General features: G+C 67.0%; 25 protein-coding genes. 14 read left to right on the top strand and 11 right to left on the bottom strand.

Translation table 11 applies throughout. The features are described from left to right. Positions 1–6: 6 nt before the first annotated feature. Positions 7–1059 (bottom strand): alpha/beta hydrolase fold domain-containing protein, encoded by a 1053-nt coding sequence (locus H289_RS0102540; protein ID WP_029104712.1) that lies wholly within the window; start codon positions 1057–1059, stop codon positions 7–9. Between the two features lie 206 nt (positions 1060–1265). Between H289_RS0102540 and H289_RS0102535 the strand changes: the two genes are divergently transcribed. Further along, positions 1266–2234: an SGNH/GDSL hydrolase family protein gene (locus tag H289_RS0102535; protein WP_020099185.1), complete on the top strand. Its 969-nt coding sequence runs from the start codon at positions 1266–1268 to the stop codon at positions 2232–2234. 42 nt (positions 2235–2276) lie between these two features. Beyond that, the gene (locus tag H289_RS0102530; protein ID WP_020099184.1) at positions 2277–3494 is read left to right on the top strand and encodes an acetyl-CoA C-acetyltransferase; all 1218 of its coding nucleotides are present in this window, start codon (positions 2277–2279) and stop codon (positions 3492–3494) included. Positions 3495–3642: 148 nt separating this feature from the next. Here H289_RS0102530 and H289_RS0102525 read toward each other — a convergent pair whose 3' ends face one another. Continuing rightward, positions 3643–4521 (bottom strand): endonuclease domain-containing protein, encoded by an 879-nt coding sequence (locus tag H289_RS0102525; RefSeq protein WP_020099183.1) that lies wholly within the window; start codon positions 4519–4521, stop codon positions 3643–3645. A gap of 309 nt (positions 4522–4830) precedes the next feature. On the opposite strand from H289_RS0102525, the gene purT reads away from it, so the two are divergent. After that, the gene (gene purT, locus H289_RS0102520) at positions 4831–6033 is read left to right on the top strand and encodes a formate-dependent phosphoribosylglycinamide formyltransferase (RefSeq protein WP_020099182.1); all 1203 of its coding nucleotides are present in this window, start codon (positions 4831–4833) and stop codon (positions 6031–6033) included. A gap of 67 nt (positions 6034–6100) precedes the next feature. Here the strand turns inward: purT and H289_RS0102515 are convergent, their stop codons facing one another. Continuing rightward, complete coding sequence (locus H289_RS0102515; protein WP_036419946.1) at positions 6101–6943, bottom strand: Bax inhibitor-1/YccA family protein; 843 nt, start codon at positions 6941–6943, stop codon at positions 6101–6103. A 161-nt stretch (positions 6944–7104) separates the two neighbouring features. On the opposite strand from H289_RS0102515, the gene H289_RS0102510 reads away from it, so the two are divergent. The 3 genes from H289_RS0102510 (at position 7105) to H289_RS0102500 (ending at position 10683) form a co-directional block, all read left to right on the top strand. Then, positions 7105–8139, top strand: a complete 1035-nt coding sequence (locus H289_RS0102510) for an enoyl-CoA hydratase/isomerase family protein (protein ID WP_020099180.1) — start codon at positions 7105–7107, stop codon at positions 8137–8139. Between the two features lie 9 nt (positions 8140–8148). Further along, complete coding sequence (locus H289_RS0102505; RefSeq protein ID WP_020099179.1) at positions 8149–8922, top strand: enoyl-CoA hydratase; 774 nt, start codon at positions 8149–8151, stop codon at positions 8920–8922. Positions 8923–9027: 105 nt separating this feature from the next. Beyond that, a complete protein-coding gene (locus H289_RS0102500) occupies positions 9028–10683 on the top strand; it encodes an alpha/beta hydrolase (protein ID WP_051128378.1) in 1656 nt (551 codons plus the stop codon). Here the strand turns inward: H289_RS0102500 and H289_RS29520 are convergent. Further along, positions 10660–11055, bottom strand: a complete 396-nt coding sequence (locus H289_RS29520; RefSeq protein ID WP_081633294.1) for a rhodanese-like domain-containing protein — start codon at positions 11053–11055, stop codon at positions 10660–10662. The genes H289_RS0102500 and H289_RS29520 overlap by 24 nt on opposite strands. A gap of 77 nt (positions 11056–11132) precedes the next feature. Then, on the bottom strand, positions 11133–11690 hold the full coding sequence (locus H289_RS0102490; protein WP_029104710.1) for a cysteine dioxygenase: 558 nt from the start codon (positions 11688–11690) through the stop codon (positions 11133–11135). A 187-nt stretch (positions 11691–11877) separates the two neighbouring features. Between H289_RS0102490 and H289_RS0102485 the strand changes: the two genes are divergently transcribed. The 4 genes from H289_RS0102485 (at position 11878) to H289_RS0102470 (ending at position 15701) form a co-directional block, all read left to right on the top strand. Continuing rightward, on the top strand, positions 11878–12300 hold the full coding sequence (locus tag H289_RS0102485; protein WP_020099175.1) for a lipoprotein LpqV: 423 nt from the start codon (positions 11878–11880) through the stop codon (positions 12298–12300). Positions 12301–12498: 198 nt separating this feature from the next. Then, entirely contained in the window at positions 12499–14121 is a 1623-nt protein-coding gene (locus tag H289_RS0102480) for an LCP family protein (RefSeq protein WP_029104708.1), read from the top strand. Positions 14122–14469: 348 nt separating this feature from the next. Further along, positions 14470–14685 (top strand): hypothetical protein, encoded by a 216-nt coding sequence (locus H289_RS29515; RefSeq protein ID WP_020099173.1) that lies wholly within the window; start codon positions 14470–14472, stop codon positions 14683–14685. Positions 14686–14732: 47 nt separating this feature from the next. Next, positions 14733–15701, top strand: coding sequence for a patatin-like phospholipase family protein (locus H289_RS0102470; RefSeq protein WP_020099172.1), 969 nt, complete (start codon positions 14733–14735; stop codon positions 15699–15701). Here the strand turns inward: H289_RS0102470 and H289_RS0102465 are convergent. Both H289_RS0102465 and H289_RS0102460 read right to left on the bottom strand, forming a co-directional pair. After that, a complete protein-coding gene (locus H289_RS0102465) occupies positions 15698–16549 on the bottom strand; it encodes a patatin-like phospholipase family protein (RefSeq protein WP_020099171.1) in 852 nt (283 codons plus the stop codon). The genes H289_RS0102470 and H289_RS0102465 overlap by 4 nt on opposite strands. Positions 16550–16588: 39 nt before the next feature. Then, positions 16589–17074, bottom strand: a complete 486-nt coding sequence (locus H289_RS0102460; RefSeq protein WP_020099170.1) for an SRPBCC family protein — start codon at positions 17072–17074, stop codon at positions 16589–16591. Between the two features lie 40 nt (positions 17075–17114). On the opposite strand from H289_RS0102460, the gene H289_RS0102455 reads away from it, so the two are divergent. Then, a complete protein-coding gene (locus H289_RS0102455) occupies positions 17115–18158 on the top strand; it encodes a zinc-binding dehydrogenase (protein ID WP_029104706.1) in 1044 nt (347 codons plus the stop codon). 103 nt (positions 18159–18261) lie between these two features. Here H289_RS0102455 and H289_RS0102450 read toward each other — a convergent pair whose 3' ends face one another. Further along, positions 18262–19311: an NAD(P)H-dependent amine dehydrogenase family protein gene (locus H289_RS0102450; protein ID WP_020099168.1), complete on the bottom strand. Its 1050-nt coding sequence runs from the start codon at positions 19309–19311 to the stop codon at positions 18262–18264. Between the two features lie 139 nt (positions 19312–19450). On the opposite strand from H289_RS0102450, the gene H289_RS0102445 reads away from it, so the two are divergent. Further along, positions 19451–20644: a lipid-transfer protein gene (locus H289_RS0102445; RefSeq protein ID WP_020099167.1), complete on the top strand. Its 1194-nt coding sequence runs from the start codon at positions 19451–19453 to the stop codon at positions 20642–20644. Positions 20645–20724: 80 nt separating this feature from the next. Here H289_RS0102445 and H289_RS0102440 read toward each other — a convergent pair whose 3' ends face one another. Further along, positions 20725–21330 carry a TetR/AcrR family transcriptional regulator gene (locus H289_RS0102440; RefSeq protein ID WP_020099166.1) on the bottom strand — a complete coding sequence of 202 codons (606 nt, stop codon included), beginning with the start codon at positions 21328–21330 and terminating at the stop codon, positions 20725–20727. Between the two features lie 62 nt (positions 21331–21392). On the opposite strand from H289_RS0102440, the gene H289_RS0102435 reads away from it, so the two are divergent. Beyond that, complete coding sequence (locus H289_RS0102435; protein ID WP_020099165.1) at positions 21393–22223, top strand: alpha/beta fold hydrolase; 831 nt, start codon at positions 21393–21395, stop codon at positions 22221–22223. A 12-nt stretch (positions 22224–22235) separates the two neighbouring features. Here the strand turns inward: H289_RS0102435 and H289_RS0102430 are convergent, their stop codons facing one another. After that, positions 22236–23864, bottom strand: coding sequence for a fatty acid--CoA ligase (locus tag H289_RS0102430; RefSeq protein ID WP_020099164.1), 1629 nt, complete (start codon positions 23862–23864; stop codon positions 22236–22238). A 100-nt stretch (positions 23865–23964) separates the two neighbouring features. Here H289_RS0102430 and H289_RS0102425 point away from each other — a divergent pair, with 100 nt between their 5' ends. Continuing rightward, entirely contained in the window at positions 23965–24282 is a 318-nt protein-coding gene (locus H289_RS0102425; RefSeq protein ID WP_029104705.1) for a hypothetical protein, read from the top strand. Between the two features lie 56 nt (positions 24283–24338). Here H289_RS0102425 and H289_RS0102420 read toward each other — a convergent pair whose 3' ends face one another. Beyond that, entirely contained in the window at positions 24339–25373 is a 1035-nt protein-coding gene (locus tag H289_RS0102420; protein WP_029104704.1) for an MmpL3/TtfA transport complex stabilizer, read from the bottom strand. Positions 25374–25793 lie beyond the last annotated feature (420 nt).

Here is a 25793-nt window from a genome sequence, read left to right as displayed (position 1 = left end):
GCGGGATTACCAGGTTGCCTCGCGGATGTACTCGCCGATCTGCTTCAGCGAGCGGTCGGCTTCCTTGACCAGCGGGGCCGCGAGCTGGAACACGTGCATCTGGCCGGGCCAGACGTGCACCTCGACCGGCACACCGCTGGCGGCCAGCATGTGCGCGGCCTTGCGGGCGTCGTTGAGCAGCACCTCGGAACCGGACACATGGATCAGGGTGCGCGGCAGGCCGGGCTCGATGTGGTCGAGCGGCTCGTACACCTCTTCGGGCTTTCCGTCGACGATGTGGCGCGACGCGGCGTCCTCGATGAGTTCGATGAGCGCATCGAAGGCGTGCGCCGGGAACATCGCGTCGGACTTCATGTTCGGGTGCTGCGCCCGGCTCTCGTTGTCGATCTCGAACAGCGGCGACATCGTCGTCACCGCGGCCGGCAGCTCGCCTTCCTCCTGGAGCTTCTCGGCCAGCGCCAGCGACAGGTAACCACCGGCCGAATCCCCGGCCAGCACGATCTGATCCGGCTCGTAGCCCTTCAGACGCAGCCACCGGTAGGCGTCGTGGCAGTCCTCAAGGGCCTCGCCGATCGAGTGCTTCGGGATCATCCGGTAGTCGACGACCAGAACGGGGGCGTCGGCGTACTTCGACAACGCGCCGACGACGCGGCCGTGGGTGTGCACGCCACAGGTCAGAAATGCCCCGCCGTGCATGTAGAGGATGACGCTGCGACGGCCGTCGGCCGGCAGCACGCCCTTGGCGCGGACCAGGTGCGCCGTACAGTTCGGCAAACCAATCGTGGCGCGGACGGTGCCCGGCTCAGGCCTCATGACGCGAGCGACGAAGTCCACCATCCCCCACGGCCAGGGGGCCTTCGGGACGTAGCTGCCGATGGTCAGAGTTGACTTGATGGCAAGTGTCGCGGCTACCGACATCAGGCGGCCGGCGAGGCTGGGACCGTCCTCGACGATCTCTACCGGTGCGCCGTCGCTGACCGGGTAGCGGCGTGGTTTCCGCCCCTTAACAGGACTTATAGCAACACTATGGGTTCTGACAACCCTGCTCGGTGCGGTCATCGCCACCACTCCTACGCCTTTGTAGTTCCGGTGCACTTCGTTATTTACGTCACTTAATAGACAACCCGCGTAACTTAGCTTGCCACTGCTGCATAGATCAACAATCAAAGTCGCCGAATTAATGCCCCAGTCGATATGACTACGTGACCGGGCTGCCCGCGGTTCATCGACCTGCGAATCTCCGCAACCGACCTAGACTGAACGCCGTGGGCATACGTGCACCGCGCCGGACGACAATCGCTCTGGCGACCGCAGCCACCATTGCCTCGACGGGATCGGTCTACGTCGGGGCCCGCAACCTCCTGAGCGGCCAAGCGGCCAAGGCGCGCCGGGTCATCCCCAAGTCATGGGAGGTCCCGCCGCGCGCCGACGGCGTCTACAGCCCCGGGGGCGGACCCGCCGAAAAGTGGCAACGCGGCGTGCCGTTCGACCTGCACCTGATGATCTTCGGTGACTCCACCGCCACCGGGTACGGCTGCCGAGACGCCGACGAGGTGCCCGGCGTCCTGCTCGCCCGCGGGCTCGCGCAGCAGTCCGACAAGCGAATCCGGTTGTCCACCAAGGCGATCGTCGGGGCGACGTCGAAAGGCCTGTCCGGCCAGATCGACGCCATGTTCGTCGCCGGCCCACCCCCGGACGCCGCGGTCATCATGATCGGGGCCAACGACATCACCGCCGTCAACGGCATCGGGCAGTCGGCTCGGCGGCTCGGCAACGCGGTCCAGCGCCTGTGCGCCAGCGGTGCCGTCGTGGTCGTCGGCACCTGTCCGGACTTCGGGGCCATCGCGGCCATCCCCCAGCCGCTACGGTTCGTGGCCCGCAGCCGCGGTCTGCGCCTGGCGCGCGCACAAGCCGGTCAGGTCCGGTCGAACGGCGGCGTGCCGGTGCCGTTCTCCGACCTGCTGGCACCCGATTTCCTCAAGGCGCCCGAGGTGCTGTTCTCCTCGGACATGTTCCATCCATCGGCCGCCGGATACTCGCTGGCCGCCCAGCAGCTGCTACCCGCCTTGTGTGAAGCGTTGGGCGAGTGGACAACTGAGTCGCCGCCGGCATCCGCGCTGGTCTCCCGGACCGCGGACGTGACGAGCCTGCTGGCCCGCCTGGCAGGCGTGGCGCACCTGTGGCGGCGCACGACAGGCGTACCCGCGCCGATCGTCGCTCCCGTCACGGGATAAATTCGCCAGGAAGTATTTCCTGGATCCTTAGGAGCTCCTGCCATGCCCGAAGCCGTCATCGTCTCCACCGCCCGCTCCCCCATCGGCCGTGCCGTCAAGGGCTCGCTGGCCACCATGCGGCCCGACGACCTCGCCGCCCAGATGGTGCGCGCCGCGCTGGACAAGGTGCCCGCACTCGACCCGCGTGATGTCGCCGACCTGATGATCGGCTGCGGACAGCCCGGCGGTGAGGCTGCCTACAACATCGGCCGCGCCGTGGCCGTCGAGCTCGGCTACGACTTCATGCCGGGCACCACCGTCAACCGCTACTGCTCGTCGTCGCTGCAGACCACCCGCATGGCGTTCCACGCGATCAAGGCCGGCGAGGGCGACGTGTTCATCTCGGCCGGTGTCGAGACCGTGTCCCGCTTCGGCGTCGGTGCTGCCGACGGCGCCCCGAACAGCAAGAACTCGATCTTCGACGAGGCCCAGGCCCGCACCGTCAAGCAGGCCGAAGGCGCCACCGAGTGGCACGACCCGCGCGAAGACGGCGTCCTGCCCGACGTCTACATCGCCATGGGCCAGACCGCCGAGAACGTCGTCCTGCACACCGGCATCAGCCGTGAGGACCAGGACCACTGGGGCGTCCGTTCGCAGAACAAGGCCGAGGAAGCCATCAACGCCGGCTTCTTCGAGCGCGAGATCGTCCCGGTCACGCTGCCCGACGGCACCGTCGTCTCCAAGGATGACGGCCCGCGTGCCGGCACCACCTACGAGAAGATCAGCCAGCTGCAGCCGGTGTTCCGCCCGAACGGCACCATCACCGCCGGTAACGCCTGCCCGCTGAACGACGGCGCCGCCGCCCTCGTGATCATGAGCGACGAGAAGGCCAAGGCCCTCGGCCTGACCCCGCTGGCGCGCATCGTCTCGACCGGTGTGTCGGGTCTGTCGCCGGAGATCATGGGCCTGGGCCCGATCGAGGCCGTCAAGCAGGCCCTCGGCCGCGCCAACATGGCCATCAACGACGTCGACCTCTACGAGATCAACGAGGCCTTCGCCGTGCAGGTGCTGGGCTCGGCTCGTGCCCTGGGCATGGACGAGGACCGCCTGAACGTCTCCGGTGGCGCCATCGCCCTCGGCCACCCGTTCGGCATGACCGGCGCCCGCATCACCGCGACGCTGATCAACAACCTGCAGACCCACGACAAGCAGTTCGGCATCGAGACCATGTGTGTCGGTGGTGGCCAGGGTATGGCCATGATCATCGAGCGGCTTTCGTAAGTCTCTGGACCAGTCTCTGGAGCGGCGTCCCGCCGCCTCGCGTTGACCCTGTACTCAGGGCGCATTTGTTCGAGTGACATGCGCCCCACGTACAGGGTCAACGTGTTTTTGGGGTTGGCTCGCGTTGACCCTGAGCCCACGGCTCAACTCAAGTCCGCGAAGGCAGAAACACCGCGGGATTTCGTCGATAGAGTGCCCGCGCCCAGGCCCGATTCACCCACGCGATGATCTCCGCCCGGCGATGTCCGGCGGCCACTCTGACCACCGTCCACCCCACGCCGGCGATGTACTCGCTGCGCACGATGTCGTAGCCGATCTGGCCCGCATGCTGCTCGCCGTCGTACTCGACAGCGAGCATCATGTCTTCCCACCCCATGTCGAGGAAGTACTTGGCACGGCCATCGGGGCCGGGCACCGGGATCTGAGTCTGCGGTCGTGGAAAGCCTTCCGCGATAAGCAATTGTCGAAGCCAGGATTCTTGCGGGGACTGGGCGCCCGGGTCGTAGAGACCCAGAGCCTGCTCCAGTTGGCGCAAACCTCGCGCGTGCCGGTGGCGCCCCGCCACCTCATGCACTGCGTCGACGTTGAATCCGGTGGCGGCACCGAGAGCGTCGAGTCGGGCAACCGCGTCAACGAGCGACCCGCGTCGACCGAGGTCGAATGCCGTACGGTGCGGCGTCGTCACAGGCAATCCGCCGAGCAACTGGCTCTCGTCGTCGAAGAGCAGGTCATCACGGGCGATGACGTTCCTGGGCGGCCTGGTATTGGCGTGGATGAGTTCTATCGGTGCGTCATCAGGCACCCACTTCGCCCCGTGAAGGGCGGCCGCGGCATACCCGGCAATGGTGGCCTCGCGCCCAGACCACAGCCACGCGGCCTGCGTTCGCTGGTAGAGCGACGGGTCAATTCGCTTGTCCACGTAGATGTTCGGCAGTATCGCCCGGTAGTAGCGGCGCAGCTCGTAGCGGGTGAGCGATCGACCTTCGAGCGCCTCGCTACCGATGAATGGGTCCGATTCGGTGGTCACGACGCAACCGTCTGCCGCCCCGCTGACAGAAATGTCTCGATAGCGCCGCCACCGCCGTGGAGTGTGGATCAACTGCGAACTGTGGATAACTCACGTTGAGTCTGTATCCGCGGCGCATTCGTGCGAGTAGCCCGCGCCATCGGTACAGGATCAATGCGTCGATGCGCGATCAGCACCTTGACTCTGAAACCACGGCGCAAAAGCGCGAGAAACCTACGCCCTCAGTACAGGATCAACGGGCCAGCGGACCACGACCGCGCCGACCTTGCGCAACCCAAATCGGACCCGACCCCATAGACTCTGCCCCCGATGACCACCATCGGAACCCCACTGTCGCCGAACGCGACCAAGGTAATGCTGCTCGGCTCCGGCGAACTCGGTCGCGAAGTGCTGATCGCGTTACAGCGCTTGGGCGTCGAGACCATTGCCGTCGACCGCTACGAGAACGCGCCGGGCCAGCAGGTGGCCCACCACGCGCGGACGATAACGATGACCGATCCCGACCAGCTCAAGGCGCTGATCGAGGCCGAGAAGCCGGACCTCGTGGTGCCGGAGATCGAGGCCATCGCCACGCCCGCGCTGCAGGAACTCGAGGAGGCCGGTGTCGTGCGGGTGATCCCCACCGCACGGGCCGCCCGCCTGACCATGGACCGCGAGGGCATCCGGCGCCTGGCCGCCGAGGAACTCGGCGTGCCGACGAGCCCCTACAAGTTCTGCGATTCGCTCGAGGAACTCCGAGCCGCCATCGACGGCGGCATCGGCTACCCCTGCGTCGTGAAGCCCGTGATGAGCAGTTCCGGCAAGGGCCAGAGCAAGCTCGACGGCCCGGACGACGTCGCGAAGGCGTGGGACTACGCCATGGGCGGCGCGCGCGTGACCAACACCCGCATCATCGTCGAGGGCTTCGTCGACTTCGATTACGAGATCACGCTGCTGACCGTCCGGGCCAACGACGCGGAAGGTGCCGTCGTCACCCAGTTCTGCGAGCCGATCGGGCACCGTCAGGTCTCCGGCGATTACGTGGAGAGCTGGCAGCCGCACCCGATGTCGGCCGCCGCCCTGGCCAACGCCCAGGAGATCGCGCACAAGGTCACCGAAAACCTTGGCGGGCGGGGCGTTTTCGGCGTCGAGTTGTTCGTCAAGGGCGACCAGGTGTGGTTCAGCGAAGTGAGCCCGCGGCCGCACGACACCGGCATGACGACGATGATCACGCAGTGGCAGAACGAGTTTGAGCTCCATGCCCGCGCGATCCTCGGTCTGCCGGTGGACACGTCGCTCAAGAGCCCGGGCGCCAGCGCGGTGATCTATGGCGGTGTCGAGGCCCAGGGCATCGTCTTCGACGGCGTCGACGAGGCCCTGCAGGTGCCGGGCACCGATATTCGGCTGTTCGGCAAACCGGAGAGCTTCCGCACCCGCCGGATGGGCGTGGCCCTGGCGCGGGCCGAGGACATCGACACCGCACGGCGCAACGCCGCCGAAGCTGCCGGCCGCGTCAAGCCGCGCGCAGTCTGAGCACGACACAGCACGACACGAAGAAGGGGCGCCCGCCGAAGCGGACGCCCCTTCTCTGTCAACGGAGCTAGTCGTTGTTGAAGTAACTCAGCAGTCGCAGGATTTCCACGTACAGCCAGACCAGGGTGACGGTCAGGCCGAGCGCGACGCCCCACGCCGCCTTCTCCGGCGCACCGGCGCGGATCATCTGGTCGGCAGCGTCGAAGTCCAGCAGGAAGCTGAACGCCGCCAACGCGATGCACACCAGCGAGAAGATGATCGCGAGGGTGCCGCCGTTGCGCAGGCCCATGCCGGCACCGCCGTTGAACAGGCCGATGATGAAGTTGCCCAGCATCAGTGCGAGGACGCCGAACATGCCGGCGACGATCATGCGGGTGAACTTCGGGGTGACGCGGATGGCGCCCGTCTTGTAGACGACGAGCATGCCGAAGAACACCCCGAAGGTGCCGAGAACGGCTTGGCTGATCAGGGCGCCGGCGCTGATGCCCTGCACCGCGAAGTTGGCCATCACGAACGAGAAGGCGCCGAGGAACATGCCCTCGAGCACCGCGTAGGTGAGGACGATGCCCGGGTTGTCCTGCTTGCGGCCGAACGTGGCGATGAGGACCATCACCAGACCGCCGATGGCGCCGATCATGGCGATGGGCCCGGCCAGCGCCAGGTTCGACATGATCACGAAGTACGAAACGACCGCACTGACCGTCAGCACCGCCAGCGTGATGCCGGTCTTGGTGACGACGTCGTCGATGGTCAGCGGGCGGGAGAACCCGGCCTGCTGCTGCGGGTACTGAGTGTATGGCTGGGCCATGGTCTGCTGGGCACCATAAGCGGCGGCGCCACTACCGAATTGCGCGTATCCGCCCTGCGACTTGGGCAGGGAACGAAATATCGGGTTGCTGCTCTCGCGCACCGTCGGGTTCCTCTCCTGAAGCTGTGGTCCGTCTGCTGACGAACACCCACTCAACGTACGGCTTCGGGTGTTGGTTCCCGGCGAGACGGAGAAACTGGGAACTTACTGTGAAACGGTACCTGGTCGGCGCAGCGGTTGCGCGACGATCTAGATTGCTTACCGTGGCGGAAAACGAGGATATCCTAGTAAATGTCGAGAACGGCGTCGGCGTCGTCACGCTGAACCGTCCGAAGGCCATCAATTCGCTCAACCAGGTGATGGTCACGGGCCTGGCCGAGGCGCTCACCGCGTGGGAGCACGACGACAGCGTGCGCGCGGTCCTGCTGACCGGCGCCGGCGAGCGCGGCCTGTGCGCGGGCGGCGACGTCGTCGCGCTCTACCACTCCGCCAAGGCGCAGGACGACAACGCCAGGACGTTCTGGCACGACGAGTACCTGCTCAACGCCCACATCGGCCGCTACCCCAAGCCGTACATCTCGTTGATGGACGGCATCGTGATGGGCGGCGGCGTCGGGGTAGGAGCGCACGGCAACATCCGCGTCGTCACGGAGAAGACCAAGCTGGGCATGCCCGAGGTCGGCATCGGCTTCATCCCCGACGTCGGCGGCACCTACCTGCTGTCCCGCGCGCCCGGCCTGATCGGCCTGCACGCCGCGCTCACCGGTGCCCCGTTCTCCGGCGCGGACGCCATCGCCCTGGGCTTCGCCGACCATTTCGTCCCGCAGGCCGACCTGCCCGCCTTCCGCGACCTGGTCATCAGCGATGGGCCCGACGCGGCGCTCAAGAAGTACGCCGTCGAGCCGCCGGCCAGTGAGCTTCTGGCGCAACAGCATTGGATCGACGAGTGCTACGCGGCCGACACCGTCGCGGAGATTGTAGAGAACCTGCGGAACAGCGACGCCGCACCCGCCAACGCCGCGGCCGACCTGATCGTCACCCGGTCCCCCATCGCGCTGACGGTGACCCTGGAAGCCGTGCGCCGCGCCGCGAAGCTGCCCACCCTCGAGGACGCCCTCGTACAGGAATTCCGAGTCTCGATGGCATCGCACAAGTCTCACGATTTCGTGGAGGGCATCCGCGCCCAGCTCGTCGACAAGGACCGCAACCCGCAGTGGTCCCCGGCCAACCTCTCGGACTGCACCGCAGCCGACGTCGACGCCTACTTCGTCTCCGCCGACCCCGACCTCACCTTCTAGGATTCCCTGATGACTTTCGAAACCATCCTGGTCACCCGCGACGACCGCGTCGCCACCATCACCCTGAACCGGCCCAAGGCGCTCAACGCCCTCAACAGCCAGGTGATGGCCGAAGTCACCACGGCCGCAGCCGAACTCGACGCCGACCCGGGCATCGGCGCCATCATCATCACCGGCAGCGAGAAGGCCTTCGCCGCGGGCGCCGACATCAAGGAGATGGCGAGCCTGACGTTCGCCGACGTGTTCTCGCAGGACTTCTTCGCGCTGTGGAACAAGTTCGCCGCGACCCGCACCCCCACCATCGCCGCCGTCGCCGGCTACGCGCTCGGCGGCGGTTGTGAGCTGGCCATGATGTGCGACCTGCTGATCGCCGCCGACACCGCCAAATTCGGCCAGCCCGAGATCAAGCTGGGTGTGCTCCCCGGCATGGGCGGCAGCCAGCGTCTGACGCGCGCCGTGGGCAAGGCCAAGGCGATGGACCTGATCCTCACCGGCCGCAACATGGACGCCGAGGAAGCCGAACGCTGCGGCCTCGTGTCGCGCGTGGTACCGGCCGACAAGCTGCTCGAAGAGGCCAACGCCGTCGCCAAAACCATTGCCGGCATGTCGCTTTCCGCATCGCGGATGGCAAAGGAGGCCGTCAACCGCGCGTTCGAGAGCACTCTCGCCGAGGGCCTGCTCTACGAGCGCCGACTGTTCCACTCGGCCTTCGCCACCGACGACCAGACCGAGGGCATGGCGGCGTTCACCGAGAAGCGCGCGCCGAACTTCACGCATCGGTAAAGTCGATCGGTGGCCGACACCGCACCACCGCCTGATCCCGCCGACGACGACGGCGCCGCTGTCGCGGTAGCCGAGCCGTCGGGCGAGGAGTCACTCGTCGCGAAACTGGAAGAGCCGCCCTCGGATTGGTGGGTTCGCCGCTACACGTTCTTCGGCACCGCCGTCGGCCTGACCTTCATCTGGCTCTCGATGACCCCGTCGCTGTTGCCGCGCGGGCCGCTCTTCCAGGGCATCGTCAGCGGCGCCGCCGGCGCGTGCGGCTACGGCCTCGGGGTGCTCGGCGTCTGGCTGGTGCGCTACATGCGCTCGAAGGACAGCAGCCCCAAGGCACCCCGCTGGGCGTGGCTGGTCCTGATCGGGATCGGCGTCATCGGCCAGGTGCTGGCGATCATCTGGTTCCACGTCTGGCAGGACGAGGTCCGCGACATGATGGGCGTGCCCCGGATGAAGTTCTGGGATCACCCACTCACGGCGGTGTATTCGATCGTCTTCCTGTTCGGCTTCGTCGAGATCGGCCAGCTGATCCGCAAATTGGTGCGTTTCCTGATGCGGCAACTGGAGCGGGTGGCACCGCCGCGGGTATCCGGCGTGGTGGCCGTACTGCTGGTCGTCGCCGTATCGGTGGAAGTGTTCAACGGCGTCGTGGGCAACTACGCGATGTCGTGGATCAACAACACCTTCGCCTCGGCCAACGATGAGGACGACCCCGACAACCCGCCTCCGACAACACCTTTGCGGTCCGGCGGGCCCGGCTCACTGGCCAGCTGGTCCTCGCTGGGCCGCCAGGGCCGCATCTTCGTAGCCAACGGACCGAGCGTCGAGGAACTGTCGAAGTTCAACGGCAGCAAGGCAATCGAGCCCATCCGCACCTACGCGGGCCTGCATTCGGCGGACGGCATCCGGGCGACGGCCAAGCTGGCCGCGCAGGAACTCAAGCGCACCGGTGGACTCGAGCGCGCCGTCGTCGCCGTCGCCACCACGACCGGCACCGGCTGGATCAACGAAGCCGAAGCCGCGTCGCTGGAGTACATGTACAACGGCAACACCGCGATCGTGTCGATGCAGTATTCGTTCCTGCCCAGCTGGATCTCGTTCCTCGTCGACAAGGCGAACGCCCAGGAAGCCGGCCAGGACCTCTTCGAAGAGGTCGACGCGCTGATCCGGCAGATGCCCGAGGGCAAGCGCCCGAAGCTGGTCGTGTTCGGCGAGAGCCTCGGTTCATTCGGCGGTGAGGCGCCGTTCCAGGCACTGAACAACCTGGTGGCCCGCACGAACGGCGCGTTGTTCTCCGGGCCGACGTTCAACAATCCGATCTGGACCGAGCTGACCCGGTACCGCGATGCCGGGTCCCTGGAAAAGCTGCCGATCTACGACGATGGCCGCAATGCCCGGTTCGGTTCTCGCCCTGAGGATTTGAACCGTCCGGCCAACGCGCCGTGGGACCACCCACGGGTGGTGTATCTGCAGCACGCGTCCGACCCGATCGCCTGGTGGAATCCCGACCTGCTGTTCGCCCGGCCCGACTGGCTGGATGAACCGCGCGGCCGGGACGTGTCACCGCGGATGGAGTGGATTCCCGTCGTGACGTTCCTGCAGGTGTCGGCCGACATGGCCGTCGCGGTCGATGTGCCGGACGGGCATGGCCACGTCTACATCCGTGATGTCGCGAACGCCTGGGCCGACGTGCTGCAGCCGCCGGGGTGGACCCCGGAGAAGACGGAGCGGTTGCGTCCGCTGCTACACCCAAGCGCCGGCACGTAGCAGGACCGAGGCGGCGGTCCCGCCCAGCAGTCCCTCATCGACCAGCGCACGGTAGCCACCGACGACGTCGGTGGCCCGGTACAGCCCCAGGTCCTGAAGCGCCGCGGCGGCCAAGCTCGAGGTGTAGCCCTGCGAGCACAGCACCACCCACTCGACGTCGACGCCTGTCGCCTGCGGCAGGCGCGCGTCACTGGTCGGGTCGCAGCGCCATTCCAGGACATTGCGTTCGACGACGAGCGCGCCGGGGAACTCGCCCTCGATGGCGCGCTGCGCGGCCGGCCTGATGTCCACCAGGATGGCGCCCCGGTTCAGCGCGGCGGGGATTTCGGCGGCGGACAGCCGGACCAGCCGCTCGCGGGCCGCGTTCAGCATGGCGTCGACCCGGCTTATCTGGTTGCCCGTCGTTTCGCCCGGCTCGGCCACGCTTCCCGTCGCTTCGCTCGCCACGCTCATCCGTCCCCCTCGGGCTTGTCGGTCAGTTCGGTGTAGACGCGGCGCAGCTTCTGGCTCTCGGTGACGTCGTAGTACGACATCGCGGTCAGCGGCGGCGAGTAGGCGTGCACGCTCAGGGTGGGCGGGGCCGGCGACACTCCCGCGGTGTCTTTGCTACCCGCCCGCACCACGTCGTGCACCCAGCCCAGCGGGAACGCGGCCTGGTCACCCGCCTCGAGCGTGCGCTGCCGCAGCCCGCGACCGTCCCACCGGGTTTCCTCGAGCGCCCCGGACACCACGGTCAGCGCGCCGAGCGATCCGCCGTGGTCGTGCAACTCGGTGCTGCGCTCGGGGACCCAGCTGATCAGCCAGAGGTCGAGTTCGTCGTCGCCGTACAACCGGCGGAACCAGCGTTCGTGGAGGGGCAGGCCGTCGGCCGGCAGCAGCCGGTCGTAGCGGCCGCTCAGCACGTCGTCAGCGCACCGATCGGTGGCATGCAGCAGGTCGGGTAGCCGCAAGCGGGTCGGGGCCAGGGAAGTGGGACCGGAAACAGAAAAATCTGTCAGGACAGACATGACGGAACTCCAATGCAGAAACGAACGGTGGGCTTGGCGCCCTCACAAGGCCGGGCTCAAGCCCGACAACATGTCGCGTTCTGCACGTTCTGCACTGCCATGTTCCCCATCGTGACGACCGCACGGCCTGCCGGAAAGGGTTAGCGTCAGGGTGATCCTGAATGCCGACGCATCTAGATTGGCAAGCATGCAGATCAACGTCATCCGGGCAGCGCTGCTCACGACCACCGCACTGACGTTCCTGACAGCCTGTGGTCCGGACAAGAAAGCGGCCCCCGACCACACTCCCGCCGAGCTCCCCACGCAGTCGCACGAACACCCGGCACCCGGCGGCGCCGCCGTCTCGCCGAGCGGCGTGACGACCGCCGTCGACGCCCCGCCGGCGGCGACCGAGTCCGAGTTCGGCCAGGCCTGCCACGCCGCGAAGCTGTGGATGGACGCTCAGCACGCCGACCCGGCGACGCTCGTCGAGCCGTACCTGAACCTCATGCAGCGGCCGGAAACACGTGATCCCGGTAACTTCAACACCCCCTGGACCGAGCTCACCGCGGGTCAGCAGGCCGGCGTGATCATGGCCGCGACCAGCGCCGCCAAAGGTGAATGCGGCTGATACCCGGCGTTCACTGAGGATTCGCTGAGTCTGCGGCGTTGCCCTAAAATCGGTCGCACTGCCGTCCGATCGCTCTGACGCATCCACGCGGGCCGCGGTGACAGCAAACTCCCGACCGCCGGAGCCGACCGGCGGTCCTCACGTACCCGCGAGGCCCGCCGAGATGAACGCCACGACCGCATCCCCTCGAGGTCGCATCTGAGCACCTCCGATTTCCAGCGCAGCGATTCCGCGCGCCACCGTCTTCCAGCCCGGCACCGCCGGAGCCGGCTGCAAAGCCTGCTCAGCACCCGCGTGGGTTGGGACACCGTCGGGCGCGTGGTGCTCACGCTGGTCACCGCGGTGGCGGTGGCGACGACCGGTCTGGGCTGGTGGACGGTGCGCGGGGCACTGCACGGCATCACGGTCAGCGACGCGCTCGGGGCGGACGCACCGAAGTCCACCGGCGGGGCGATGAACATCCTGCTGATCGGCCTGGACTCGCGCAAAGACCAGCAGGGCAACGACCTGCCGCAGGCGCTGCTCGACAAGCTGCACGCCGGGGATTCGGACAACGGCGGCTACAACACCAACACGCTGATCCTGGCGCACATCACCGCCGACAACCATGTGGTCGCGTTCTCGATCCCGCGTGACGACTACGTGCGGGTCACCGGCATCCCCGGATACGACCACATCAAGATCAAAGAGGCGTACGGCCTGACCAAGGCCAACGCCATGCAGCACCTGATGGACAAGGGCGTCACCGACCAGGCCGAGCTGGAGCGCAAGAGCCGCGAGGCCGGGCGCGCCGCCACCCTGGCCGCGGTCCGCAATCTGACCGGCGCGCCCATCGACTACTTCGCCGAGGTCAACCTCGCCGGCTTCTATGACATCGCCGAGAGCCTCGGCGGCGTCGAGATCTGCCTGAACCACCCCGTGTACGACGACTACTCGGGCGCCGATTTCCCGGCCGGCCGCCAGATGCTCGACGCCTCCCAGGTCGTCGCCTTCGTCCGGCAGCGCCACGGCTTGGACAACGGCGACCTGGACCGGACCCACCGCCAGCAGGCCTTCCTGATCTCGGTGATGCACCAGCTGCAGAAGGACGGCTCGTTCAGCGACCTCGGCAAGCTGAACCAGCTGATCGGCGTCGCACAGAAGGACGTCGTGCTGTCGGCCGGCTGGGGCCAGGAGCAGTTCAAGCGCATGGGCGAGATCGCCGGCGGCGCGAACGTCCAGTACCGGACGCTGCCCGTCGTGCGCTACGACAACATCGACGGCCAGGACGTGAACATCGTCGACCCCATGGCCATCAAGGTCGAGGTCGCCAAGGCCTTCGGCCTCAAGCCGCCGGCAGGCGCACCGACGTCCACACCCAGCACGTCGACCGAGCCGTCCACGCTGGACAAGGCCGCCGACAGCACCGGTACGACGTCGAAGAACGCCAAGACCGCCGTCATCGACGTCATCAACGGTTCCGACGTGATGGGTCTGGGCCGGCAGATGTCGGAGATCCTGGGCGATCTCGAGTACTCCATGGGCCAGACCCGTAGCTCGCAGGACGGCGAGCTCAGTTCGACGGCCGTCGACTTCGGCGCCGGTACCGATGCCGAAGCCAAGCACCTGGCCGAACTGCTGGGCATCGACGCCGTCCGCGCCGATCCGTCGGTGCCTGCCGGCCGTATCCACGTCACGCTGGGACCGGGCTATCAGGTGCCCGACACCCTGGACAGCGTGTCCCTGGCCGCGGCCAAGTCGTCCAACTACGACACCACGCTGCCGACCCCGGAATCCGGGCCGCCGGTGCGCGCCAACGACGGACTCCCCTGCGTCAACTGACGCACGTCAGCTTTTCCGTGCCGCGAATGTGCACACAGACCGTCGAACCGGCCGATTCCGCGGTCTGAACGCACGCTCGCGATGCAGAGCCACCGCTTGCACGCGCAAACTAATTAGATTAGTTCAACGAATTAATTTGCAGCCTCTTGCGACTCAAAAATCGGGCCCTTACGCCATTCCCAGAACACAAAGCACATCTAACAAATTTGCCCGCCGACCAGGCAAAACGCCGCGAAAGCAATGAGATCAGCTAACGAATGCGGCGCATTTCCCAACTACTGGTCAGTAATTGTGCTTTGACTCACACAATGGTGCACACTATGGGGTGTCTCACTCATTGTCGAAGGGATGAGCTCAATGGTTGCTCCTCAGCACGTACCGGTCGCCCGGGTCCACAGTGGCGCGGTCAACGGGCGCCGAGTGCTCTTCATGGGCATCCTCCTGCTGCTCATCGCAGTAGCAGCCGTCAGCGGCATCCTCTTCGCCATGAGCAGCGGACAGCCGCAGGTGGCTCTGATCATCGGGCTCATCTCGGCGGCGTTCTTCTCGCGCATCCGCTGCTGACGCGGCCTCGTCTCGCCGCCGTCTGATCCGCACGCCAAAATAGGCCCATGCGGGTCGCACTGGTCCTTGGTAGCGGTGGCGCCCGGGGTTACGCACACATCGGCGTCCTCGACGCGCTCCGCGAGCGCGGATTCGACGTCGTCGGCATCTCCGGTTCCTCAATGGGCGCCCTCGTCGGCGCGCTGCAGGCCGCCGACAAACTCGACGAATTCACCTCCTGGGCCAGCGCTCTCACGCAGAGCGCGGTCCTCCGCCTCCTCGATCCATCCCTGACCGCCGCCGGTGTGCTCCGCGCCGAGAAAATCCTGGCGGCCGTCCGCGAGATCATCGGCCCGCGGACCATCGAGAGCCTGCCGATCCCCTACACCGCCGTCTCGACCGACCTGATCGCCGGCAAATCGGTCTGGCTGCAGCGCGGCCCGATCGACGCGGCCATCCGCGCCTCCATCGCCATCCCCGGCGTCATCGCGCCCTATCTGCTCGACGGCCGGCTACTGGCCGACGGCGGCATCCTGGACCCCCTGCCCATGGCACCGCTCGCGGCCGTCAACGCCGACCTGACCATCGCGGTCAGCCTCAACGCCAGCGACCCGAATCCCACGCCGGACTCCCCGCGTCCCACCGCGGAGCTGTTGAACCGCATGCGACGCAGCACGACGTCACTGATCGACCGGGCCGCGGCGAGCACCCTGCTCGACGGTCCCACAGCACGATCGGTGCTGAGCCGCTTCAGCAACGCGGTCGACGGCATCGACGCCGCCACCGAGTCCGAGGTCGAGACCGAAGAAGACACGCACGTGCCGCGGCTCGGCGGCTTCGAGGTCATGAACCGCACCATCGAAATCTCGCAGGCGGCACTGATGCGACACACCCTGGCGGCCTATCCACCCGATCTGTTGATCGAGGTGCCACGCACGGTGTGTCGCAGCCTGGAGTTCTACCGCGCCTCCGAGGTCATCGAGATCGGGCACGAATTGGCTTGCGCCGCACTCGATTCCCTCGACCTCGCGGACTAGGTCAGGAACGCGGCGACCTCCGCCGCCACCTTTCGACCCTGCGCCCGGCCGGCCTGCGCCGACGGGATTCGACAGGCCGGATCCAGCGGGTCGACGCCGAAGGCGGCGAGGGACTGGTCGTCGGCGTAGATGCCGAAGGCGCTGCCGGCAAAACTCCTGACGTCCGCGCCGGGGCCCGCACCGAACGGTGACGGCGAGTCCGACGGAGCCGGCACCAGCACGACGGCGGTGTCACAGTCCTTGACCGCGATCATGTTGACGCTGCTGCCCATGCCGCCGTCCATGTACCGGCGGCCGCCGATGGTCACCACCGGCCAGGCGGCCGGTACCGCGCAGCTGGCCTCGACGGCGTCGACGAGGGACACCCCCGATTCCCGCGTGAACACCACCAGCTCGCCGGTGTCGATGTCGACGCCGGTGATGCGCAGGTCATGGTCGGGCCACTCGTGCGACGGCAACCGGCGTTCGATGACGTTGCGACGGACGGCCGGGCTGACGGTCTCGGCGGCGGCCGCGGCTGCCCCGAGGCCCTGCAACTGTTCGGCCCGGCTGCCGTTGGTCGACGACATCGCGTCGATGAACGTGGTCAGGACGGCCTCGATGTTGATGCCCGGACTGATCTCCGCCGATTCGGCGGCGACCTGGCGCTCGAACAGCTCAGCAATGCTCAGCGCGCTGCCCAGCTGAGCACCGACCGCCGAGCCCGCCGATGTGCCCAGCACCACATCCGAATTCCGGATCGCCGCGGCGATCTCGGGGGCCTCGTCGGCGATTCCCTGCAGGATGCCGGTCTCCCATGCGATGCCGGCGATGCCGCCACCAGCCAGAACGAGCGCACGCTTAGCCATTAGTTCATCTAACAGGATTCGGCGTGCGCCGTGGGACCGTCATCCCACCAGGAGGTCAGAAAGATGCTCCAGCGATCGGCCCGCGTAGCCCTTCCACAGCTTGCCGAACACCGGCAGCAGCGGAGCGGTCAGCGAGCTGCGTGGGTGCAGAGTCCACCGCCAGGTGATCTTGGTGCGGGGATTCTGCCCACCTGAGACGTCCTGGAACAGCCACATTCCTTGCACGCCGCCCACCAGTGGCGCCAGCGGTCCGTTGATGTCGGACAGCGTGTAGCCGAACGAGTCCGGCTCGTCGTACGAGGTCAGGGTCTCGGCCATGCTGCCGCCACCGGTCAACAGGATCGTCCGGGTCTGCCCCACCGCGTCCCAGAGACCGGTCTGGTTGCGCACGGCCTTGATCGGCGGGATCGGTCCGTACCAACGACAGAACAGCTCGTTCAACGGGATCGGTGCGGTGCCGCTGAATGCGTCGGCCACCGCGACGGGGACTATTCGTGATTGCTCGACCACCAATGCCTGCGCCATGATGGCGATCGTAACCATCGATGCTGACCACTGGAGTGTCATGACCTCAACGATGCGGGCCCAACGGTTCTATGCCGACACCAAAAAGGTTGTGGTGGAAGATGTTCCGATTCCGGAACCGGGCCCCGGCGAGGTGCTGGTCAAGGTCGCCTACTGCGGCATCTGCCACTCCGACCTGAGCCTGATCAACGGCACGTTCCCGTCGCAGCTGCCGGTGGTGACGCAGGGCCACGAAACGTCGGGCACCATCGCCAAGCTGGGACCGGGCGTCACCGGCTGGGCCGAGGGCGACCGCGTCGTCGTCGCGGCCGGCAAGCCGTGCATGGACTGCGTGAACTGTCTTCGCGGCGACATGTCCAACTGTCTGCGGATCCGGCTCATGGCGTTCGCGTACGACGGGGGCTGGGCCGAATACACCGTCGCGCAGGCGTTCGGGCTGACGCGCGTCCCCGACAACGTGCCGCTGGAGCAGGCCGCGATCCTGGCCGACGCGGTATCGACGCCGTTCGGCGCCGTCGTGCGGACCGGCCAGGTGGGTATCGGCGAGTCCGTCGGCGTGTGGGGCGTGGGTGGGCTCGGCACACACATCGTGCAGTTGGCCCGGTTGGTCGGGGCGGCGCCGATCGTCGCGGTCGACGTCAATCCGGCGGTGTTGGAGCGCGCGCTGGAGGTCGGCGCGGACTACGCCTTCGACGCCCGCGACCCGGAGCTGTTGGCCCAGATCGGTGCGGCCACCGGCGGCCGGATGCTCGACGTCGCGTTCGACGCGGTCGGCAAGGGGTCGACGTTCGATCAGGCGCTGGCGGCGCTGACCGTGGGCGGACGGTTCGTCGGCGTCGGGATGAGCGCCGATGCCCCGTCGATCGGCCCGACGTCGTTCTTCAACCTGACCAAGAAGCAGGTGCGCGGGCACCTGGGTTATCAGAACGCCGACATCGGCACGCTGGCCACGCTGGTGTCCCGCGGCCGCCTGGACCTCACCCGGTCGATCAGCGAGATCGTGCCGCTCGAGGACGTCGCCGAAGGCATCGCGAAACTCGATCGGGCCGAAGGCAATCCGATCCGGATCCTCATCCAGCCCTAGCCCACTCCCCAGCCCCCCTACTCCCGCGAGCCCCTGCCAACTTCCCGCGAGCGCGCGCGTTTGTACGCCGACACGCCGCTGCGGGCGGGCAAAAACGTCGCGCTCACCTCAGTCGCGGCGCCGCTTTCGCGCTGAAGAGCGGCAGGTCCAGATAGGTGGCGATACCCGGTTCCGCGGCACACACCGCGGGCACGGAGTTGACGCAGTGGGCGGCGGTGCCGACGACGCCGGGTTCGGGGCCGTCCTCTCCGACCAGTCCCTGAAAGCCCTTGATCGACACGGTGAAGTCCGGATTTCCCTTGACCTCCATCTCGTAGCGTTGGCCTTCGGGGCCGAAATCCCATGCGGGGTCGAAGTTTTCCTCACCCATGAACCAGTTGACGGTGACGCGCACGACGACCTCGTCGCCGACGACCGCCTCCCAGTGGAACTTGCGCGCGGCCACCTGGCCGGGCTGGATGGGCCCCAGCGGCGAGTCGATCGGCGCAGTCGCCACCGCAACCTCTTGACGCGCAACGATCTTCGGATCGGCGTTGAAGCCGAACTCGTCGACGCACATCCGGACGGCCTGGATGAAGCCGCTGTCGAGCAGCTTCTGCATCGGACCGGTCAGCGCCTTGTCCGGGGTCTCACCGAACCCCATGACGTGCCGCAGCACGTCGGGCGCCTCATAGGTGCGCAGGTCCGAGAACTCTTCGGCGCGAACGAAAGTCACGCCGGTGGACATCACCGAGAACAGCAGCGGGAACTTCTCGCTGATGCCGCCGGGAGCGATGCCGGTGCCGTGCAGCGTGGCGCCACCGGCCAGCGCGGCCTCCCGCACCGGCGCGCCCTGCTTCTCGCTCGGATACACCCACCCGACCGGCGTCACCACGTTCTTGCCGGACCGCAGCAGCGCCGCGACCTCGTCGGGGTTGGCCATCAGCGGCGCGTAGATGACGGCGTCGGCCTCGAGTGCCAGGATGTCGTCGATGTTGTTGGTCGCGGTGACGCCCAGCGGCCCGACGCCGATGATCTCGCCAACATCCTTGCCGTTCTTGGCTTCCGAATGCACCCAACAACCGACGAGTTCCAGTTCCGGATGTTCCAGCACGCCTTTGATCGCGGCGACGCCGACCCCGCCGGTTGCCCACTGCACGACCCGCAACGCCATGAACCCTCCCGAGCACCGCCAGAACTAGAACACGTTCTAGGTTGTATACCACCGGCTCGGCGTCGGAGACCAGACCTTTGGGGTCTTGACTAAAACCGCCGGGCGTGACTGAACTACAGGTAGTAACGAAAGGAAACCCATGGCCAAGAATCGCGTGTTCGTCGTCGGCGTCGGCATGACCAAATTCGAGAAGCCCGGCAGCCGCGAGGGCTGGGACTACCCGCAGATGGCCAACGAGTCCGGCAACAAGGCGCTCGCCGATGCCGGCATCTCCTACGACCAGGTGGAGCAGGGCTACGTCGGCTACTGCTCGGGCGACTCGACCTCCGGCCAGCGCGCCCTGTACGAGCTGGGCATGACGGGCATCCCGATCGTCAACGTCAACAACAACTGTTCGACAGGGTCGACGGCGCTTTTCCTTGCCGCACAGGCGATCCGCGGCGGCCTCGCCGACTGCACCATCGCGCTGGGCTTCGAGAAGATGCAGCCGGGTTCGCTCCAGGCGGGTGCGCAGGACCGCGAATCGCCGCTGGGCCGGCACGTCAAGGCCCTGGCCGAGATCGACGAGTTCGCCTTCCCCGTCGCGCCGTGGATGTTCGGTGCGGCCGGCCGTGAGCACATGAAGAAGTACGGCACCACCGCCGAGCACTTCGCCAAGATCGGCTACAAGAACCACAAGCATTCGGTCAACAACCCGTACGCACAGTTCCAGGACGAGTACACACTCGACGACATCCTGGCCGCCAAGATGATCTCCGACCCGCTGACCAAGCTGCAGTGCTCGCCCACCTCCGACGGGTCGGGCGCGGCGATCCTCGCCAGCGAGGCGTTCGTCGACAAGCACGGCCTGGCGTCGCAGGCCGTCGAGATCGTCGGCCAGGCCATGACGACCGACTTCGCCTCGACGTTCGACGGCAGCGCCGCCAACATCATCGGCTACGACATGAATGTCCAAGCAGCCCAGAAGGTTTACGACCAGTCGGGCCTCGGCCCCGAGGACTTCCAGGTCATCGAGCTGCACGACTGCTTCTCCGCCAACGAGCTCCTGCTGTACGAAGCCCTGGGACTGTGCGGCGAGGGCGAGGCCCCGCAGCTGATCGACAACAACGACACCACCTACGGCGGCCGCTGGGTCGTCAACCCGTCGGGCGGCCTGATCTCCAAGGGTCACCCGCTGGGCGCGACGGGCCTGGCCCAGTGCTCGGAGCTGACGTGGCAGCTGCGCGGCACCGCCGACAAGCGCCAGGTCGACGGCGTCACCGCCGCGTTGCAGCACAACATCGGCCTGGGCGGCGCCGCCGTCGTGACGGCCTACCAGCGCGCCGAGCGCTAGTCACCTCCCACTTGCGAGCAGACGTAAAACTGTCGTTTTCGCTTCGAAAACGACAGTTTTGCGTCTGCTCGCGGAAGTAATCAGCCGTCGAACATGGCATCGACGAGGCGGCGCAGCACCTGGCGGGTCTCGCGGCGGGTCTTCTTCGGGTCGTCCGCGGTGGCGATGAGCATGGCCGCCTCGTCGAGGGCCCCGATGAGCACGTGCGCCAGCGCCCGCACGGGCTGCCGGGCCAGCTGGCCGGCCTTCATGGCCTCGCTGAGCAACTGCTCCGTCATACCCAGGCTGTAGCGCTGGGCGACGTCACGGAAGCCTGCCCAGCCGAGGACGCTCGGGGCGTCGAGCAGGACCAGCTGACGCACCTCCGGGTCGCCGGAGACTTCCAGCCAGGCGTCGACCGCGGCGCGAATCGCATCGGCCGGGGACGTCGCCCCCGATGCCGCCACCATGGCCCCCATCCGGGCCATCACATCTTGCTCCACCACTTCCACCACAGCCAGGAAAAGCGCTGCCTTGTCGGCGAACTGGTGGTACATCGCGCCCCGGGTGACCCCGGCCGTCGTCGCGATCTCCGGCGTGCCCACCTCGGCATAACCTCGCTCGCCCCACAGTCGCCGCGCGGCGACGATCAACGCTTCGCGGGTAGCCGCGGAGCGCTCCTCCTGAGTACGCCTCTTGTTTTCCATACACCCTGTTGGTAAGTTGCGGACAGCCTGTTTGTAAATGAGTGTCGAGCTAGGAGTGATCCATGTCGATCATCGAGATTAACGCCGGAACCATCCATTTCGAGGAATTCGGACCGAAGGACGGCAGGCCCGTCGTCTTCGTGCACGGATACATGATGGGTGGCCAGCTGTGGCGCGGGGTCGCCGCGCGCCTTGCCGAACGCGGCCTGCGGTGCATCGCCCCGACCTGGCCGCTGGGCGCACATCCCGAAGCGCTGCGCCCGGGTGCCGACCGGAGCATCCACGGCGTCGCGCGCATCGTCGCCGACACCCTGGCCGCATTGGACCTCGACGACGTCGTCATCGTCGGCAACGACACCGGCGGCGTGGTCACGCAGCTGGTCGCGGTCCACCACCCGGAGCGCATCGGCGCCATGGTGCTGACGAGTTGCGATGCGTTCGAACACTTTCCGCCACCGATCCTCAAGCCGCTGATCCTGGCGTCGCGCTCCAAGGCAGTATTCCGGGCGGGCTCGCAGGTGTTCCGGATCCCATTGGTCCGCAAGCGCGCCTATGACGGACTCGCGTACACCGACCTCGACGCCCTGACCCGGGAGTGGGTGCACAACACGCAGTCCAAACCTGCTGTCGCCGAGGACCTTCGAGTGTTCACCAGCTCCCTGCGCACCGAGGTCACCACCGGCGTCGCAGCACGGCTGCACGAATTCGACAAGCCGACGCTCATCGCGTGGTCGGCCGACGACGTGTTCTTCGAAGTCGGCGACGGCGAGAAGCTGGCGAAGATCATCCCGAACTCCCGCCTCGAAATCATCGACGGCGCACGGACATTCTCGATGCTCGACCGCCCGGACCGCCTCGCCGACCTGATGTCGACCCTCGCGGTGCGTGCCTAGCTCGCGAGAGAACTAGATGGTGACGACGTCGTACGCGCCGTCGGCGTACCGGGCACGGATGGTCTTCTTGTCGTACTTGCCGACGCTGGTGCGCGGCACCTGGTCGATGAACGTCCACCGCTCGGGCAGCCACCAGCGAACCACCTTGTCCGCCAGGAACTCTCGAAGTTCATCAGGTGTCGCCGAGGCGCCCTCGTGCAGCACGACAGCAACCAAAGGCCGTTCCTGCCAGCGATCGTCGGGCACCGCGACCACGGCGGCTTCCAGCACCGCGGGGTGCGCGATCAGGTGGTTCTCCAACTCGACCGAGGAAATCCATTCACCGCCGGACTTGATGACATCCTTGGCCCGGTCGGTGAGCGTGACGAACCCGCAGTCGTCGATGCGTCCGACATCGCCGGTACGCAGCCAGCCGCTGTCGAACTTGCTCGCGTCGTAGCCCAGGTAGTAGCTGCCGGTGATCCACGGGCCGCGAATCTCGATCTCCCCGACCGCTTCTCCGTCGTGCGGCAGCGGGCTGCCGGCGTCGTCGACGATCCGAATCTCGACACCGCACATCGGACGGCCGGCGGTCGCGCGGGAGGCCCAGTACTGCTCCTCGGACACGTTCGGCAGCGGCTTGGCAGTGGTCGCCAGCGGCGAGGTCTCGGTCATCCCCCAGGCCTGGCGGATGTGGACGCCGTACCGCTCCTGGAAGATGCGCATCATCGACTGCGGCACCGCCGATCCGCCGCAGCCCACGATCCGCAGCGACGAGATGTCATGGCCCGGGTTCTTTTCCAGACAGTTCATCACGTCGTTCCAGATCGTCGGCACGGCGCAGGCGATGGTCGGGCGGTGCGTCTCGATGAGGTCGATCAGGGAAGCGCCGTCGAGGAACCGGTCCGGCATCACCAGGTCGGCACCGGCCATCAGGGCGGCGTACGGCAGCCCCCAGGCGTTGGCGTGGAACATCGGCACGATGGGCAGCGCCACGTCGTCGCTGCCGACGTCCAGCGCATTGCTGGTACACGTCGCCATGGCGTGCAGAAAACTCGAACGATGGCTGTAGACAACACCTTTCGGATTCCCGGTGGTGCCGCTGGTGTAACACATCGCCGCCGCGGACCGCTCGTCGATCTCCGGCCAGTCGAAGTCGACGGGCTGGGCGGCCAACAATTCGTCGTACCGCAGTACCGTTTTTCCGGAGGCTTCGAGCGGCGCCAAATCCCCTGCGCCGATGGCGATCACCGTGTGCACCGTGTTCATCTGCGGCAGCACCGGGGCGAGCTGGGCGGTCAACGAGAGATCGGCGATGACGACGGAGTCCTCGGCCTCGTTGGCGATGTAGGCGATCTGCTCCGGCGACAACCGGATGTTGAGGGTGTGCAGCACCGCGCCCATCGACGGAATGGCCAGGTAGGCCACCGTGTGTTCGGCGTTGTTCCACATGAATGTGGCGACCCGCTGGTCGCCGGTGATGCCGAGCCCGCGCAACGCGTTGGCCAGCTGCGCGGACTGCCGGCCGACTTCGCCGTAGGTCGTGGTGCGGTACTGCCCACCGCCGAGCGCCGTGGTGACGGTTCGGCGGGAATTCTGACCGGTCGCATGCCGCATGATCGTCGTAATCGTGAGCGGGGCGTCCTGCATCGTACTGAGCATCGTGAATTTCGCCTCTGGGTTGCTGCCGCTGGGATGTCGAGATGCTAGCCGACCGTGCCAGGTAGGAGGATGATTAGCGTTGGCACGACAGGAGAAAATCATGCGCAGGAATTGGACGCTCGCCGCGGCGACTGTCGGCGGGGTGGCCGCGATGCTGGCGCCGGCCGGATTGGCCGCGGCCGAATCGGCGCAGGACACGATCAACCGGCTGCAATCCGAGGGCTACGTGGTCACGATCGACAAGCTCGGGACGGCGCCGGTGTCCGAGTGCACGGTGACCAGTGTGCGCAATCCACAGCAGACGACGCAGTTGGTGCCGTGGGTCGGCCCCGGGCTGGGCCGCAACAGCAATTCCATCCTGCTGCCGCAAACCAGCAGGACCATTTCGGTGTCACTCGACTGCACGGGCAGGCAGTAGTCCCCGGATACCAAAAACGCCCCCGCCGGCCGGCGGGGGCGTTTTCTGTGGAATGACTAGACGGTCGCGGGCTCCAGCGCGCGCACCTCGTTCATGGCGACGGACTTGGTTGCCATGAACTGCGAGTAGAGCAGCGGCTTGGGGGCCTCGACGGCGACCGCGGTGACGTCACCGACGACGTCCGCGACGTACAGCCGCGAGCCGTCACGGCTGACGGTGACGCACGACGGCTGAACGTCGGCCGCGATGGTGTCGACGACCGTGTTGGTCTGGGTGCAGAACACCGAGACGCGGTCGTAGTCGACGACGTAGGCACGGGTGCCGTCGGCGCCGAGCACTAGCTGGGTCGGGGCGTCGCCGACGGCGAAGCGGCCGGTCACGCGACCGGCGGCCAGGTCGACGACGTGCACCTCACCGCGGGCGGTCAGGTCCGAGGTCAGCACGTAGGCCGTGTTGTCCGGGCCGAGCGCCAGGCTGCGGATCGGGGCACCGATGACGATGGTGTTGCGGATGCGGGTGGTCTCGGTGTCGACGACGACCAGCTGGCTGCCCACCTCATCGGTGGTGGCGACGTAGAGCCGGCGACCGGTGTGGTCGACCGCGAGGGCGTCGATGCTGATGGCGGCGCCGGTGGCGATCTCGATGGTGCCGACGCGGTCGGCGGTGATGTCGATGACGGCGACGTCGATGTAGGTGTCGCCGGCGCGGCCCGCGAACACCCGCTTGCCGTCGGGGCTGACGGCGAGGGCGCTCACGCCCGAGGCCAGCGGGTAGGCGGCCAGCTCGGCACCGGTGGCGACGTCGATGACGGCGACGCCGTCGAACTCGGCACCGGACACGGCGACGTACGCCCGGTCGGCGGTGGCGACGACCGCGAACGGCTCGCCGTCGACGGCGATATCGCGGATGCTGCGGCTGCGCGGCTCGATCAGCGACACCATGTTGTCGGCGTAGCTGGTCGCAACCAACTGGCCCGCACTCTCGGCGATGTCGGCGATGGTGCCGCGGCCAACCTGCGCGATGTCCATGGTTCCGCGCAGCGCCTTGGCGCCGGCCCGCTTCGCTTTTGCACGAGCGTTATTATTTGCCACGATCTTCGGTACCTCCGCCAGCGCGGCAACGCGCCGGTAGTCGATTGCCCGTCCGGGTGCGCCCGGATGAGCGCTGCTTTCAAGAAGTGTAGTGATCCCCACCGACATTCCGGACGGCTTCAGCGACGCCTCGTCACGAATTGATCAGAAGCTCTTAGGAGTTACTTATGTTGTGAATTGTTATGCACTTGTTATCAATGGTGATCGACGTCCCGACCTGCGTAAACAACGGCTGAATTCAAATTGAGCAAACATAGGTCCGCCTCATTCCTGAGGGTTTCCAAGCAGCGTTTCCTGGCATTCCCTGGCAAAGTGAGCGAAACATCACACCGCGACACGAACGCAAACAATCCCATCCGTCTCACCCGCACGATAAAACCCAGGTTCCACTTCCGTCCATCAAGATCACGACAGCCCGGA

Origin of the sequence: Mycobacterium sp. 360MFTsu5.1 (assembly GCF_000383495.1) — a bacterium.
Classification (GTDB): Bacteria; Actinomycetota; Actinomycetes; order Mycobacteriales; family Mycobacteriaceae; genus Mycobacterium; species Mycobacterium mucogenicum_B.
Note: the sequence above shows the minus strand (reverse complement) of the source record. Positions and strands in the feature narration are given on the sequence as shown.